This is a genomic window from [Clostridium] saccharolyticum WM1 (genome assembly GCF_000144625.1).
GTDB lineage: Bacteria > Bacillota > Clostridia > Lachnospirales > Lachnospiraceae > Lacrimispora > Lacrimispora saccharolytica.
Genome location: NC_014376.1, coordinates 2,555,392 through 2,571,058 on the forward strand (window position 1 = coordinate 2,555,392; position 15,667 = coordinate 2,571,058).

The window sequence follows — 15,667 nt, forward strand, 5'->3', positions numbered from 1 at the left end:
TGCATTTATTTTTTTTGCTGTCATGATTTAACCTCCTGTGTGAAATTTTCTGTTACCTTATCGTTTAGATCAAATTTAGTGGCAAATGCCATGATCTTTTCCTGGGTTGCCTCTTCATCTTCCAGTTCTCCGGTGATATGGCCATTGCACATAACGATAATCCGGTTTGACATGCCGATCAGCTCCGGCATTTCGGAAGAAATCATGATAATTGATTTTCCCTGCTTAACAAGTTCAATCATGATCTGGTAAATCTCATATTTTGCCCCAACGTCAATCCCCCTGGTGGGTTCATCCATGATCAGGATATCGGGGTTATTCGCCAGCCATCTGGCAATGATTACCTTTTGCTGGTTTCCTCCTGACAGGGATTGGATCAGGGTCCTGTCATTGGGTGTCTTAATACTCAGCTTTGCAATGCTGTCCTTTACTACCTGCCCCACCTTTCTGCTGTTGATGGTTCCGGCCTTGGTATAATTCCGGTAAGAGGCTATGGCCGTATTATCAGCTATGCTCAGACAGCCGAAAATACCGGTTCCTCTCCGGTCCTCAGTGATCATCCCTACGGAATCGGCAATGGCATCCTGCGGACGCTTGACAGTCACCTTTTTACCAAGGATCTCTATCTGCCCGCCGGCAATGTGGCGCATTCCAAAAATGGCTTCCATGAGTTCTGTTCTCTGGGCACCTACCAAGCCTCCGAATCCCAGTATCTCCCCCTTCTTTAATTCAAAGGAGCAATCCTGGAAGGAACGCTGATGGATGCTGCTTAAATGGCTTACTTTTAAAACCGTTTCCTCTGTCCGGTAATCTTCCTTGGGCGGATATACATTGCTTAATTCCCGGCCTACCATCTGTTTTACGATTTCCTCATCGGAAATGTCCTTTACTTCCCAGGAGCCTACGTAGGTTCCATCCCGCATGATCGTAATGTCGTCGGCAATCTGCCGGATCTCAGCCATCTTATGGCTGATATATATCATGGAAACGCCCCGGGCTTTTAAATCCCTGACAATGCGAAACAGCGCCTCCACTTCATTATCAGTCAGCGATGAGGTCGGTTCATCCAAAATTACCAGCTTTGCATTCTGGCTCACTGCCTTTGCAATTTCCACTGACTGCATTTGTCCGATTGATAGTGTCCCAAGTTTTGCCCTGGGATTAAAACTCATTTTTACATCTTTTAACCATTTTTCTGCTTCCAGGTTCATGGTCTTATGATCAACTATTTTTAAAGGGCCTATTTTTATTAAGGGATATCTTCCAAGATACATATTTTCCGCAATGGAACGCGCCGGTACCGGCTGCAGCTCCTGATGCACCATGGCAAGCCCCTTGTGGAGGGCATCATCAGGATTTGCGATGCTTACATCTTTCCCGTCGATAAGAACCTTTCCTTCATCCATTTTATAAATGCCGAAAAGACATTTCATAAGGGTCGATTTACCTGCTCCGTTTTCACCCATCAGGGCGTGAACGGTACCGGGACGTACTTTTAAGTTGATGCCATCGAGCGCTTTAACGCCAGGGAAGGATTTGCTGACCCCTATCATTTCCAGTCTGTACTTCTCTGCCATCCCGTTTCTCCTTTCCAATTGATTGCCTGTGTTCTTTGTGTTTCTAAAGCAATTTCCTTCGGATACCTTTAAAAATCGGGTGTGCCTTACCGACACACCCGTTTCTTTTACCGGCTGCTGGAAATTATTTTAACTTATCAAGAATTTCCTGAGCATTCTCCTTGGTAACTTTAATATAGTCTACCATATTTACATTTTCGACAGATTCACCCTTAATAAACTTAACAGCCATATCGCCTGCTGCATGAGCCTGTGAGAAGTGATCGTTGAATACGGTACCTGTCTGCTTGTCATCGAGAACATTCTGAACAGCCTCTGTCAGAGCATCAACACCTACTAAATAGATGTCTTTGTTTACGGTACGTCCTGCTGCTTCGATTGCCTGAAGAGCACCAAGTGCCATAGCATCGTTATTGCAGAAGATTACTTCGATCTGGTCGCCATACTGTGTTAAAGCATCCTGAGCGATCTGCTGAGCTTTTGCCTGATCCCAGTCACCGCGCTGCTTTAACAGTTCTTTCACCTGTGCTCCTGAATCAGTAAGAGCCTTAACAGAGAATTCTGTTCTGTACTGAGCATCTACGTTCTCAGGATCACCCTGGATCATGATATAGGAAACAACGCCGTCACCGTTAATATCACCCTTCGTGGAGGTTTCAAGAATTTCTTCCCCCTGATAGGTTCCGGACTGTCTTGCATCACAGCCTACATAAGTAGCGTTGATTTTGTCATCTTTCCATCTCTGCTCTTCCTGAGTATCTGGTTCACGGTTAATGTAAACAACCGGGATTCCGGCTTCCTTACACATATCTGTGATTTCCGGAGCAGAAGAAGCCTGCACAAGGTTTAAAATCAATACATCGTATTTCTGAGTGATGAAGTTCTGGATCTGATTGGTCTGTTCTGCCTGATCACCCTTACCATCCTGGATAACAACATTTTCTTTCTTAAAGCCTAAGTCTTCTGTCAGATAGCGCTGAAGCTCTGTCCGGTAAAGTGTCATAAAGTTATCATCAAATTTGTAAATTGAGATACCGACTTTCTTATCCGCCACATCTCCGCCAACAGCATCTTTTACTGCATCTGCGGTGGTTTCTGCTGCGCTTGTATCCTCCTTCTTAGTCTCTGCTGTAGTTGCCTCTGTCGGGGCAGCTGTAGTCCCCTTGGAACCAGCTCCGCAGCCTGCCATGGAAAATACCATTGCTGACGCAAGACCTACTGCTAATGCTTTTTTGAGTAATCTCATGATAAATCCTCCCTTATCATTATATTGTTATCGATTGGTGTTTTTACCTTACCGACATGCACATTATAGCTTTCTTTTGTGCAGTTTTCCATATAATTTTTTTAGGATATGTATCGATTTTTTTAGATTCTTCAGTTTTTATCAAATAATTTCGATATTTTTACCCACTATGCACAACTATATTCCTTTATTCCCGAAAAGAACCGGGCCAGGTAAATATTCTTATATAATCATTTAACGGCTTTTACACGGGAAATAAACTCTGCAGCCTGCTGCAAAGTTCTTAATGGGTTGTCAGGGCCTTCTGGCTGCACTCATAATACTTATCCCGGTCCAGTTTTACAATTTCCTGTACCTTTTGCCCAAGAGACTCTGCGGCGGCAATCTTAAAAATCACACTGGCATACTCCTGGCTGTCGCATTGCACCGTTCCAAACAACCTTCCCGTGCGCAGCCCTTCAAGACCCTGAGGTGTGCCGTCGATCCCTACAATCTTAACTGGTCTTAAGTCCCCTTTTCGATCCAGGGCATCGGCTGCTCCCAAGGCCATGTCATCATTGTTGCAGATTACCACTTCCACTTCATCCGGATACTCCAAAAGCCATTGCTCCATCCAGGCCGAAGCCTGGCTTCTGTCCCAATTAGCAATTCCTCCGGTGATCTTTTCTAATGGTACCCCGCCATCTTTTAAGGTCTGAATCGACCATTCCGTACGGATCAGGGAGTCCTGATGGCTGTTTTCTCCCTCCAAAAGGACATAGCTGACCTTTCCATCCCCATTTAAGTCAAGGGATGAGGAATCTTTTTTATAGGCATCCACCAGTATATTTCCCTGAAGAACCGCAGACTCTTTCGCATTTTCCCCAACATAGTAAAGCTTTTCCCATCGCCTCATATCCTCCTCCACCGGTTCCCGGTTAAAGAACACCACCGGCAAGTCCGCATCCATTGCTTTACCGATAATATTGGATGCTACGGAACGATCCACAATATTTACACAGATGGCATCATAGCCCAGAGAAATGAAACGGTCCACCTGACTGTTCTGAGTATTCTGATTCCCCTTGGCATCCACGATTTCCATGACTACCTTAATTCCTGTTTCCTTCTCATACTCTTTGGCCTGTTCCTCAATATTTCCCCTGAGGGTATTGATAAAGGAATCGTCTCCGCGGTATAAAGTCACTCCAATGCGAATGGATTTTTTTTCTTCCTTTCCGTCCTCCTTCCGGCTTTGATATAACACACCCCAAAGTGCCAGCAGCAGGATAACCGCAACTGCAAGAATACCATATCGTTTCTTCATAATCCATCCCCCATCTAATCAATTGGATACAATATCCTTTCAAATTTGCTTTCCCGCAGATCCGATTTACGGATATAGTAAGAATCCAACACGATCTGCGTTCTTTGAAGCCCCCCATGAACCGCTTCCACGGCTTTTTCGATGCTCATATAGCCTGCATCAAACTGGTCGCTTGCAACCAGTCCTTTAATAATTTCATTGTCCAGCTCTTTTAAGAGCTTTGTCGTACTCCCGATCCCATAAAGCCCTTCCAAAAAATTGCCATAAACCGGACTTCCGGAAATAATATCGGCAGTCTCATCAAGACTCCTGGGATCAATGGCTGCAATGACCGCTTTTCCTCCTCCGGGATAAACCATGCCCTCAACGGTCTCCCGAAAGGTCCCTTCTGCCTTTTTCTCATAAAGCTTCATGGAAAATCCAGACTTTGACAAAGCAGATACCAACCCGTCATAGGCTTCCCGGTTATATCCGTAATCAAGGCCTTCCGTAAATATCCACACAGGCAGATCCGGGGAATTCTCCGCCGCAATCGCCTGTCCAAGCAAACGTCCCTCCTCTTCATAATCCGGAGATATGCCGCTTTTCACCTGTTCGTTGGGCGGCAAACTTCCCATGAAAACGGCAGGGCTGTTTAAAACCATATCATCCATTTTTTTTACACATTCCACCGGTTTTACGGGAATCAGGACAATGGCCGACGCCCCGTCATTAATCTCCCTCTGAACCAGTTCGATCTGCTGATTGGCATCCCCTTTCTCATAGAGTGTAATAAAGCTGACATCCACGTTATACTCCTCAGCCGCCTTATCCACACCCTTTCTGAAGTTTACGTAATAATCATCGGAAGTATCTCCAATGATGACGGAAACCGGATATATTTCTGTTTTCTTCTCCTTGATGATTAAATCCGTGGAGGATAAAAGAAACAGGATCACAAGCACTCCCGCCAGCAGAGTCCACAACAATTTTTCCTGTTTTGTCATAATCTATTTTCCCTTTTCCCTTTTCTTACCCATGGTATCCGGGCATAAAGGTATTCTTTTCTATCATAGAACCATAGGGAACCGCCGGAAGGTGAATAAGGATCACAGTTCCTTCATCTGGCTCCGATTCAATGGTCAGGCCATACTTTTCCCCAAAATACAGCTTGATCCTTTCATTGACATTTTTAACACCAATACCTGAACCCTTTTTGGAAGTGACATGAACCTGATCAGAAAACAAACCAGCCACTTGGTCTGCCGTCATTCCAAGGCCATTGTCCTTCACCACAAAGTAAAGGTCATCTCCTGTTTTCCAGACCTTTAGTATGATCTCTCCATCCCCATCCATAAACTCCATTCCATGATAAATAGCATTTTCCACAAGAGGCTGTAAAACCAGCTTTAAGCTTGCAAGTTCAAGACATTCCTCCGTTGCATCTATCTCATAAGTGAATTTGTTTTTAAAACGCATCTGCTGGATCATTAAATAATTCCTGACGTGCTCCAATTCGTCCTTAACCGTGATAATGCTCTTACCCTTGCTTAAGCTGATCCGGAAAAACCGGGCCAGGGCAGTGACTGCTTTGACTGCTTCTGCCTTTTGTTCGTTTTCTATCATCCACACAATGATATCAAGGGTATTATAGAGGAAATGGGGATTGATCTGGGACTGTAAGGTATCAAATTCCTGTTTTCTCTTGGCCTCATGCTCTGCCACTATGTCATCCATCAGGACCCGGATCTGTTTTGCCATGTTTTTAATGGAATTCCCCAGATGCTGGATTTCATAGGAACCTCCGATGGATATAGGGGTTTCTAAATTTCCTTCCTCCAGGACTCCTACGGATTTTTCCAGCTCCTTAATGGGGTTGGTAATGCGGGAGGAAATATAGGAATTGATCAAGGCAAGTATAAACAGGATCAGGGTGATAAGGAATACAATAAAGAGCCTGGTCTTAATGGAGTTTAAGGAAACCACATTTTTAGGAGTTACCCCAATGATCTTCCAACCGGTATAACCGATGGATTTTACTGTGATGATCCGGGTTTCCCCCTGGAATTCCTCCCGGTGGTTTCCATCCTTATAATCGGCGGCCACCAGATTGTTTTCCTGCATTCTGCCGGAATCAATGAGCTGGATCTTGGGATGGTACAGGATCTGGCCGTCATTGCTGATTAAATACACATATCCGCCCTTCCCTGTGGTTACTCCATCAAAAAGATGTTCCAGGCTGGAATAACTTAAATCCACCAGCAGTACCCCCTGGGTGGTAGAGGTACCCTCCGTCAGTTCCACGGCTCTTGATAAGGATATCACCCAGCGGTACTGGTTTTCATTGCTGTCAAAAACATACTGGACATGAGGATAGGAGAAATGTTGATTTTCTGTCTTTTCCAGCGCATTTATAAACCAGTTCTCCCTGGTTACATCAAGACCGCTTTTCAGTCTTGCGGCAGGGACTGATTCCACCATGGTGCCTGATTGTGTAAAAAGAGCAATGTTGTCCACGTTGTCCTTGTTGTTATCATACAGGAGCGTAATTTCGTTATTAATGGATTCCGAGGAAAGATCGGCATTTTTCACGGCTCCGTAATACAGGGAATCCGACAGCTTCATGACCGTTAGTAAATAGGACTCCACAGACCTGGCTACCTGGTTGATGAGGCTTTGGTTTTCCTCCTGCACCATTTCCCCCACCTGAGTAGAAAGACGCTGGTATAAGGAAAAGGTGATCAAAAGGCTGGCTGCCAGAGCAGTCACGGTAAAATATACAAATATGGTATAACGAATGCTGATATTCTTTCTTTCCATTACCTGGCTCCGCGGAATTTAGTTGGTGATACTCCAAATTTTTTCTTAAATACATAACTAAAATAGTTCTGCTCCTGATATCCTACCTTCGCTGCCACCACATAGGTCTTATCATCGGTTTTATTAAGCAGTTCCACCGCCTTGTTCAGCCGGACATCCGTCAGATATGCGATATAGGCCTGTCCGGTTTCCTTTTTGAACATGGTCGAAAAATAAGCCGGGCTCATGTGAAGGTGGCGGCATATCATCTCTACAGAAAGATCCGGATTTTGATAGTGGTCCATAATATACTGCTTTGCTTCCTGGATCACCTGGCGGGTGGTGATATCACGCTCCTGATTAATAGACTGGTTCATCTTTCCTGCAATTTTAAAAAGCCACTGGCCGAATTCTTCTTTTTTCTTAATTTTATGAAAAATTTCCATGTCCTTCAGCTCCCCGCCCATGATATCCTCAAGAGCCAGGTCATACTGCTGCATCATCTGCAGGACACTGTTTAGAACCCCGAACATATAAACCTGCTGCTGGCGGTAATGCACCTTTGCATATTCCATCTTTTCTATGATCCTGGTGACTGCTGCTTCGATTTTTTCATCGGGGCCAAACTTTATGGCCGAGATTAAATCAGCCTCAGTAATGCTGTCAAATTCCAGCTTTCCCACTCCCACCGGTTCCATATCATTGATGTAAATGGTAGTCCCCCTTCCGGCTATGGCTTTATAGCCCAGGGCATCAATGGAGGACTGGTATGCCTCCCGGAAACCGGAAAGCTCCCGGAAGCTTTTTCCGATGCCCATGGTAACAAGGACCTCCAGAATCCTCTTTGTTTCCTTGCAGATATCTCCCAGCACATCAATCAGCCCTGTGGTGGAGTTGTCATCATCAAGAGCTACAATCACTACCATCTCCGCCTCTGAAACAGACTGGAAAAGGGCAAACCGGCAGTACCCCTCCAGCTTCTCTCGTACAATCTGCATGACGGAAATAGGAATCAGTTCTTTCTCATTATGAAGGGAAAGGGTTTCTCTCACATCTCCTTTTTCTACATCTATGGCAACAATGATTAATTTTCTGGCACCCATGACAGGCACCCCATACTCCTTAAGCTTTTGTTCCACCATTTCCTCCGGAAGATTTTTGTGCACCAGGTCATTAAAAAACTGCTCCCTGATGATGGGAAGGCTTTTCCGGTAATTTTCCCGAAGTCGGCTTAAATTCCTTTTTTCTTCTATTTCCATATCAAGATTCCCCTTGATCCTTTTTAATATGGATGTCAGTTCTTCCACGTTAACCGGCTTTAAGATGTACTCTGTCACATTCAGCTTAATCGCTCTTTGGGCGTATTCAAAATCATCATAGCCGGAAAAGATCACCACCTTCATGGATGGATACCGCTGCCGTACTTTTTCGGCAAGGGCCAGGCCATCCATATAAGGCATCCGAATGTCCGTCAAAACCACGTCGGGTTCCAAAACCTCAATCTTTTCCATGGCATCTTCCCCATTTTCCGCATCGCCCACCACCCGGAATCCGGCCGACTGCCATTCGATTTTCTTTATGATGCTTTTACGCACTTCCTCTTCGTCATCTACTAAAATTATGCTGTATAAATCCATGCTGTTCTTCCCCTTTTATAAATCTCTTTGGGTATGCCTATACGCCCAAATAAGCAAGCAACCAGGTCACGGCTGCTGTATCTGATAAAGCAGCGCATTTACGATTGCCGCCGCCACATTGCTTCCTCCCTTTCTTCCCTTTGCCACAATAAAAGGAATGTCAGGAAGAGACATGATCAATTCTTTTGACTGGACCACATTGACAAACCCTACCGGAACACCGATGATCAGCCTGGGGCATATTATCCCCTCCTTTATTAGTTCATAAAGGCGAACAAGGGCAGTAGGGGCGTTACCCACTGCAAAAATACAGTCCTCCGATAACTTGGCCGCCTTATCCATGCTGGCATAAGCCCGGGTGGTATGGTGAAGCATTGCATATTCCGCCACATCCTCATCGGACATAAAGCAGCTGATGCTGCAGCCGTTGCGTTTGAGGGCTTTTTTATTGATTCCTGCCATTCCCATGTTGGTATCCGTAATGATCCGGACGCCTTCTTTTAATGCCTTAATCCCTTCCAGCACGGCGTGGGGAGAAAATATTAAATTGTCCGCATAGTCAAAATCAGCAGTGGTGTGGATCACCCGCTTGATTACGGGTTCGTATTCTGGGTTAAGGACTTTTCCCCCAAGCTCCATGGTTATCAGCTCAAAACTTCTCTTTTCTATTTCCTCGGGCAGTACCCGCTCCAGCGCTAATTCTTTGCTTTTCATTTGTACTTCCTTTCATTTGTTTGTTGGGAGGGGTGGTTCTTGGTAGTGATTTTGGGGAGGTTTTCGTCCGCAGTGGTGCTGGTAAAACCGGAGGTTTTCGTCCGCAGTGGTACTGACAAAACCGGAGGTTTTCGTCCGCAGTGGTACTGGTAAAACCGGAGTTTTCGTCCGCAGTGGTGCTGGTAAAACCGGAGTTTTCGTCCGCAGTGGAGCTGACAAAACCGGAGGTTTTGCCAGCTCACGGGCATTCGCCCTATGAAATAGGCCATGAAAAGATTTTCTTATGTGCGGGCACAACGAAAATCTTCTCCTGTCCTATTTCTCACTGCTCATTGCTTTCTGAACATTATCCCATAAATCTGGTCCATGTCAAGGCTGGTCCTTAATTGGGCGGCAAGACGGTCATATTGTTCTTCTTTGTATTCCTGATAGTTAAATCCGTCATCCAGTTCCATGGATATCCCCTTTTTTTCTGCAAGGGACTTTACAATGGTCATTGCAATCCCTTCTTTATCAAAGAAGCCGTGGATATAGGTGCCGTAAACATTTCCCCTTTGGCAGCCATCCATTTTTGCCAGGCGGGAGCCTGACTGGCTTTCCATAACATAGGCAAGAGGCGGTACGGATCTGGTGGTTTCTCCCATGTGGATCTCATAGCCTTCCACCTCCATGCCTGACAGTTCCTCAAAGATTCCTCCTACAGAGGAACAGGAGCCGGACACTCTTGTCCTGGTCTTTTCCTTTCCAAATACCGTACGGACCGGCAGAAGTCCCATGCCCCGTACGGATGAGACGGCCGTTTCCGATTCCACCTGGAAGGGGTCAGATATGCTTTCTCCAAGCATCTGGAAGCCTCCGCAGATGCCGAATATGGGGATTTCCCTGGCTTTAAGCTTTAAGATGGCCGCCTCCAGGCCGCTTTCTCTCAGCCAAAGTAAGTCTTCCACAGTATTCTTGCTTCCAGGTAAAATGGCCATATCCGGATTTCCCAGATCAGATACACGGTCCACATACCGCAGGCACACCCTTGGGATTGATGAAAAGACCTGGAAATCCGTGAAATTGGATATTCTGGGCATCCGGATGACAGCGATCTCAACAGCAGTCCGGTCCGTTCTGGCCGTTCCTGCCAGATGATTTCCAAGGCTGTCCTCATCTTCTAAATCCACATCCATATAGGGAACCACACCAGCCACCGGAATGGAAAGCTGCTTTTCGATCATGTCCAGCCCCGGTTCCAGAATGGTTTTGTCTCCTCGGAATTTGTTAACGATCAAACCTTTTATTAAGGCTTTTTCATCAGGCTCCAAAAGCATCACGGTTCCGTAAAGCTGTGCAAACACGCCTCCCCGGTCAATGTCGCCCACCAAAAGTACGGGAGCATCCGCCATTTTTGCCATTCCCATATTTACGATATCATCCTGCTTTAAATTGATCTCCGCCGGGCTGCCGGCTCCTTCTATGACGATGATATCGTATTCCTGGGAAAGCTTATGAAATGCCCGTTCAATCTCCGGCACCAATGTTTTCTTGTATGCAAAATACTCTCTGGCTAGCATATTTCCTATGGATATGCCATTTACAATTACCTGGGCCCCCATGTCATTGGTTGGCTTTAACAGGATGGGGTTCATGGCTGCCTCCGGCTTTACTCCCGCCGCTTCCGCCTGGACCGCCTGGGCCCGTCCCATTTCCAGCCCTTCCTCCGTAATATAGGAATTCAAAGCCATATTCTGGGATTTGAAAGGGGCCACCCGGTAGCCATCCTGCTTGAAGATCCGGCATAATCCGGCCGCAATCAGGCTTTTTCCTGCATTGGACATGGTCCCCTGTATCATAATCGTCTTTGCCATTTGGTTATTTCCCTTCTGTCACTATGGATTTCAATATAGAAAGAAATGCTTCATTTTCCTTCCGCTGCTTGACGCAGATGCGGTAATAGGTATGGTCAAGCCCTCTGTAGTTGAAACAGGAACGTATGAGTACTTTCCTGTCCAGAAGCTGTTTATAAAGAAGCTTTTCCCGGATAAGGGCTTTTGGCCTTAAATCCTTAAAAAAGATATAATTGGCCATGGAGTCAAAAACCTGAAAACCAAGATCAGAAAGGGCTGATTTTAAATACTCCCGTTCACAGCTGATTAACTGTCTTGTTTTCTCCACGTATGATCTTTCTTTAAGAGCCGCCTCTCCTGCCGCCTGGGCTATGCTTGAGACGCTCCAGGGCTGGCGTATAAGATTCATTTGGTCCAAAACCTCTTTTTGGCTGCATATTCCATAACCCAGGCGCAGCCCGGCCATGGCGTAGAGCTTTGTAAATGCTTTTAAAAGAAACACGTTCTCATAACCGCCGCGGCCTATGAGATCAAGAACCGAATACTGTTCCGGTTCCTGCAGGAATTCATTAAAGCATTCGTCCACCACGCAAAAGATCCCATGATCCCTGCAATATTCCAGAATCTCTGCCATGCCTTCCTTGTTCACAGCAAAGCCGGTTGGATTGTTGGGGTTGCATAAAAACAGCATCTGAAAATCCAGCCCGCTTTTTTCCAGCCAGTTTTTCAGTTCCTTTTCCCTTAGCTGAAACCCGTTTTCCTTCTTTAGGTCAAAATACGCCACGTTACAGGAGGACGCTTTAAGGGCCTGTTCGTATTCCAGAAAAGAAGGGGCAATCAGCAGAGCGTTTTTCGGTTTCAATGCCTGAACGATTTGAAAAATCAGATCCGCTGCCCCATTTCCGCAAATGAGGTACTCCGGAGGAATGCCGTGAAATCCGGAAAGCTCTTTGCGAAGTTTCATGGATCGGCTGTCCGGGTAACAGGCGCACTGATCTGCTGCTTTATAAACAGCCTCTTTAACTCCCCTGGGAAGTCCAAGGGGACTTAAATTGGCAGAATAGTCCATTATCACGTTATTCGTATAAATATCACCGCCATGCTGGTATTCCATATCATTTTTCTCCTGGTCAATAATTGTGATTAAAAAACTATAATAAACAGCAGAAATACGGGGAACAGCCCTATCAGATAGGTAACGGTCATTAAGTGATTTGCCCTTAGGATGTCCTTGTATTCTACCGGCCTAACCGGATCTCCAATGGTGGGCTTTTCATATAGCTTTCCAAAATAATAAGCATTTCCTGCAAGCTGGATCTGCAATGCTCCTGCACAGACCGCTTCTGTCTGGGCTGAATTGGGACTTTTGTGGTTGAACCGGTCCCTTTTAAACATCTTCAGGCCGTTCCTGCCGCTGTATGGGTTTCCTTTTCTCTTGATTCCATACAAAAACTGACACACATACCCTGCTCCTATCATAAGGGCCGCAGATAACCGGGCCGGTATGAAATTACAGATATCATCAAGCCTGGCCGCTGCCCGCCCAAACCAGAGGTACCGTTCATTTTTATAGCCTACCATGGAATCCATGGTATTTACCGCCTTATACAAAAACACTCCCACACCTCCAAAAAGAGCCATGCAGAGCAGAGGGGCTATGATTCCATCTGAAGTGTTTTCCGCCACGGTTTCCACCGCCGCCTTTGTAATGCCCTCTTCTGATAAGTCTTTTGTATCACGGCCTACAATCATGGATACGGCCGCTCTGGCCCCTTCCACATCTCCATTTAAGAACGCCTTATAGACCTTCATGCTTTCCTCCCGCAGGGAACGCCATGCCATCATCTGGCCGCACATCACGCTTTCTATGAGAAATCCGGCATAGGGGGAAAGATAATAAGCAGTCCATAGGATTGTCCCGGATAGGGCGCCTGTGACCAATAGCACAAGAATCACCAGCCATAAACCGGCTCTCCTTTCCCCTGTTTCTCCTTTAGGAAATCTTTTCCTGAGCTTTTTCTCCAGCCAGCTTATAAGCGAGCCCATCCCGCAGACCGGATGCCAAAGGAAACGGGGATCTCCAAAGCATAAATCCAGAAAGCATCCTGCCAGCACTGCTGCTAAATGTAGTCTTATCATGTTCCATTTCCTGACCTTTTGTCTATTTAATCCGAGATGCAATTCCGCATACCATGCGGTAAACCTCTTCTGAGGTCCGGGCTAACCCTACAGACGCCCTTCCCGACACTTCTCTCCATTCCCTTTCTCCAGGATCCATGGGCACGATGCCGCAGCCCAGTTCATTGGAGGTAATAATAACATGGGGGTTTTGCTGCCGGACCGCTGAAAGAAAGTCATCAACGCTTTTTCCTTCTTTTAAAAGCCGCCTTATATACTCATGAAGACCATGGATGATCCGGCATTTCATGGCAGCTTCAAAGCTGTCCCTGGAGCCTTCTGCAATCTCATACTCTTCCCTTTTTTCATTATAACACGCTGGTGAATCAAGGGGATACGCTTTCTTTGCCAGCTCCACGGCAAAGGCCAGCTTTCCCTGCCACGCTCCGCCTACAATCAATATCATGGTTTCCTCTCCCCTCTTTTACAGTGGCACCAGATGGGATACAGCAGCCAGTCCTGCCACAAGGGCCAGCTCGCATATCTGAAGAAAATATCCCGCCAGATCGCCGGTAATCCCTCCAAACTCCCGCTTTGCCATGGCATAATAATACCAATAAATCAGAAGAGAGATCAAAAGGGTTGCAACAGCAGGCATCATTCCGCCCACATACCAGATTCCCCACTCCGCCGCTGCCAGATACAAAACCATCACAACAGCCACAGCCCTCTTTTGGGCGGCCCCGGAAAAGGAGGCTGCAAGCCCGCTTTCCTTTGCCATGGGAAATGTGACAACGGACAGGCCGCTTAAGGCCCTTGTAATTACAAAGGTTATGCAAAAGACCGGTACCATGGACGGTCGCATTTCCAAAAAAGCGGTCAGATAGAGAACCAGGTATACACCGCAGCCGATGATGGCAAACGCACCTGTATGAGGATCCTTTAATATCTCAAGCTTTTTCTTCCTGTCCTTATGAGAAGACCTGGCATCCACCACATCCAAAAATCCATCCATATGGATGCCTCCTGTAACCAGGATCGGAATTACCACAGGAAGAATCTGTCCGAAATGGCGAAAACCAAGAGCATTGCAGCCAAGAACGACTGAAACGTTCAGCAGGCCGATGACTGCTCCGATAAGGGGAAAGAAACACATCACATATTTCATCCGCTCCTTTGTCCATTCCAGTTGGGGCATTGGAACACGGGAGTACATGGAAAACGCAATAACCAGGCTGCCAAAAAGATTCATAATCCACCTCCTCACGATGCTTAAACCAGGCAGCACGCCCGGTATTTAAAATTATCATAACACAGATAATGGAAAATGTCATTTCCATTCAGAAGTCCTTTCACCAGAAACAGCCAAAGAAACTGAGGCGTGTTCATACAGAAATAGCCATCCCCCGCGCAAAATCCGGGGAACGGCTATTTCTGCCTATCTGTGTCATTCTCTTTCAAATATTTTTTCAGCTTATCAATTCCAACCTTTGGTGTTATTCGATCTTAATCAGTTCCGGCAGTCTTTCACCCGGCAATACTCCGGTATGATGTTTTTCTCTTTCTTCCCGGTACATACCGGTAAGTTCCTCCCCGGCTTCATATGCTTTCTTTAAGAACTTATCAACATTCTCATCGTTGCACGTTAATTCCAGAGTCAGGGGCAGCTCATACTCTGTCCGGGCAAGGGCTGACATGACCTCCTGCCAAATGATATTGCCTTCCCCCGGTACCTGGTGGAAATCCGCAGAACCGCTGTTGTCATGAATATGGACCGCATACAGGCGGTCCTGGTACCGATGAATGATATCGGTCATTTTCCTGCCCCAAACCATGTTGGCATGCCCTGTGTCCAGGCAAAAACCAATGAACTGCGGCGGATACTTTTCAAGAAGTCTGTCCAGCTGATCCAGCTCATACCGTTCCGGTACATCAAATAAGTTCTCAATACAAATGCGTACTCCTTTTTGGATACAGTAAGGCTGCAGTTCATCGAAAGACCGGTATACCTGCTGATAAAAATGCTCCTCTGTTTCCGGCTTCTCCCAAATTGTGAAATGAGGAACATACAGATGAAGAACGATCTCCTTTGCACCCATGCAACCTGCCAGATCGACTCGGTTTTTAATCAATTCCACCCCTGCTTTTCTGTTATACTCCACCTCAGAGGTATAATCCTTGCGGTAATGTCCGTCAATCATGTTTGTATTCCGCCTGGAACCCTTGGAGGCATGAAGAGCTTTTGCTCTCAGTCCATATTGATCCATCCATTCTCTGATCTGCTGCATCTCATAGGAGGAATACATATAATCCCCATCCCATTCAAAGCACCAGTGAATATGGGTAAAACCTGCCTGTGCAATTTTATATAATATTTCTCCGATTTTTTCAATTTGGGGAAATTCTCCCGCAAAATCTGTTGCAATTGCCAGTTGTAAGGTGCTCATATTCTCTCCTTT

At 46.1% G+C, this 15,667-nt stretch carries 13 protein-coding genes; all 13 read right to left on the minus strand.

Going from position 1 to position 15,667, the window contains the following annotated elements; all coding sequences use genetic code 11:
- Window positions 1-20 precede the first annotated feature (20 nt).
- The gene (locus tag CLOSA_RS11980; RefSeq protein ID WP_013273031.1) at window positions 21-1,577 is read right to left on the minus strand and encodes a sugar ABC transporter ATP-binding protein; all 1,557 of its coding nucleotides are present in this window, start codon (window positions 1,575-1,577) and stop codon (window positions 21-23) included.
- 124 nt (window positions 1,578-1,701) lie between these two features.
- On the minus strand, window positions 1,702-2,823 hold the full coding sequence (locus CLOSA_RS11985; RefSeq protein WP_013273032.1) for a galactose ABC transporter substrate-binding protein: 1,122 nt from the start codon (window positions 2,821-2,823) through the stop codon (window positions 1,702-1,704).
- A gap of 283 nt (window positions 2,824-3,106) precedes the next feature.
- Entirely contained in the window at window positions 3,107-4,129 is a 1,023-nt protein-coding gene (locus CLOSA_RS11990) for a galactose ABC transporter substrate-binding protein (RefSeq protein ID WP_013273033.1), read from the minus strand.
- 14 nt (window positions 4,130-4,143) lie between these two features.
- The gene (locus CLOSA_RS11995; RefSeq protein WP_013273034.1) at window positions 4,144-5,115 is read right to left on the minus strand and encodes a substrate-binding domain-containing protein; all 972 of its coding nucleotides are present in this window, start codon (window positions 5,113-5,115) and stop codon (window positions 4,144-4,146) included.
- 25 nt (window positions 5,116-5,140) lie between these two features.
- A complete protein-coding gene (locus CLOSA_RS12000) occupies window positions 5,141-6,928 on the minus strand; it encodes a sensor histidine kinase (protein WP_013273035.1) in 1,788 nt (595 codons plus the stop codon).
- Window positions 6,928-8,544 carry a response regulator transcription factor gene (locus tag CLOSA_RS12005; RefSeq protein ID WP_013273036.1) on the minus strand — a complete coding sequence of 539 codons (1,617 nt, stop codon included), beginning with the start codon at window positions 8,542-8,544 and terminating at the stop codon, window positions 6,928-6,930. Before CLOSA_RS12005 ends, CLOSA_RS12000 begins: the two co-directional genes overlap by 1 nt.
- 66 nt (window positions 8,545-8,610) lie before the next feature.
- The gene (locus tag CLOSA_RS12010) at window positions 8,611-9,258 is read right to left on the minus strand and encodes a precorrin-8X methylmutase (protein WP_013273037.1); all 648 of its coding nucleotides are present in this window, start codon (window positions 9,256-9,258) and stop codon (window positions 8,611-8,613) included.
- Window positions 9,259-9,587: 329 nt separating this feature from the next.
- Entirely contained in the window at window positions 9,588-11,111 is a 1,524-nt protein-coding gene (locus CLOSA_RS12015) for a cobyric acid synthase (RefSeq protein WP_013273038.1), read from the minus strand.
- A gap of 4 nt (window positions 11,112-11,115) precedes the next feature.
- The gene (locus tag CLOSA_RS12020; protein WP_013273039.1) at window positions 11,116-12,204 is read right to left on the minus strand and encodes a pyridoxal phosphate-dependent aminotransferase; all 1,089 of its coding nucleotides are present in this window, start codon (window positions 12,202-12,204) and stop codon (window positions 11,116-11,118) included.
- Between the two features lie 29 nt (window positions 12,205-12,233).
- Window positions 12,234-13,229: an adenosylcobinamide-phosphate synthase CbiB gene (gene cbiB / locus CLOSA_RS12025; protein WP_013273040.1), complete on the minus strand. Its 996-nt coding sequence runs from the start codon at window positions 13,227-13,229 to the stop codon at window positions 12,234-12,236.
- A gap of 22 nt (window positions 13,230-13,251) precedes the next feature.
- A complete protein-coding gene (locus tag CLOSA_RS12030; protein WP_013273041.1) occupies window positions 13,252-13,674 on the minus strand; it encodes a bifunctional adenosylcobinamide kinase/adenosylcobinamide-phosphate guanylyltransferase in 423 nt (140 codons plus the stop codon).
- Window positions 13,675-13,692: 18 nt separating this feature from the next.
- Window positions 13,693-14,460, minus strand: a complete 768-nt coding sequence (locus CLOSA_RS12035; protein WP_013273042.1) for an adenosylcobinamide-GDP ribazoletransferase — start codon at window positions 14,458-14,460, stop codon at window positions 13,693-13,695.
- A gap of 244 nt (window positions 14,461-14,704) precedes the next feature.
- Window positions 14,705-15,655, minus strand: a complete 951-nt coding sequence (locus CLOSA_RS12040; RefSeq protein WP_013273043.1) for a sugar phosphate isomerase/epimerase family protein — start codon at window positions 15,653-15,655, stop codon at window positions 14,705-14,707.
- Between the last annotated feature and the right edge of the window lie 12 nt (window positions 15,656-15,667).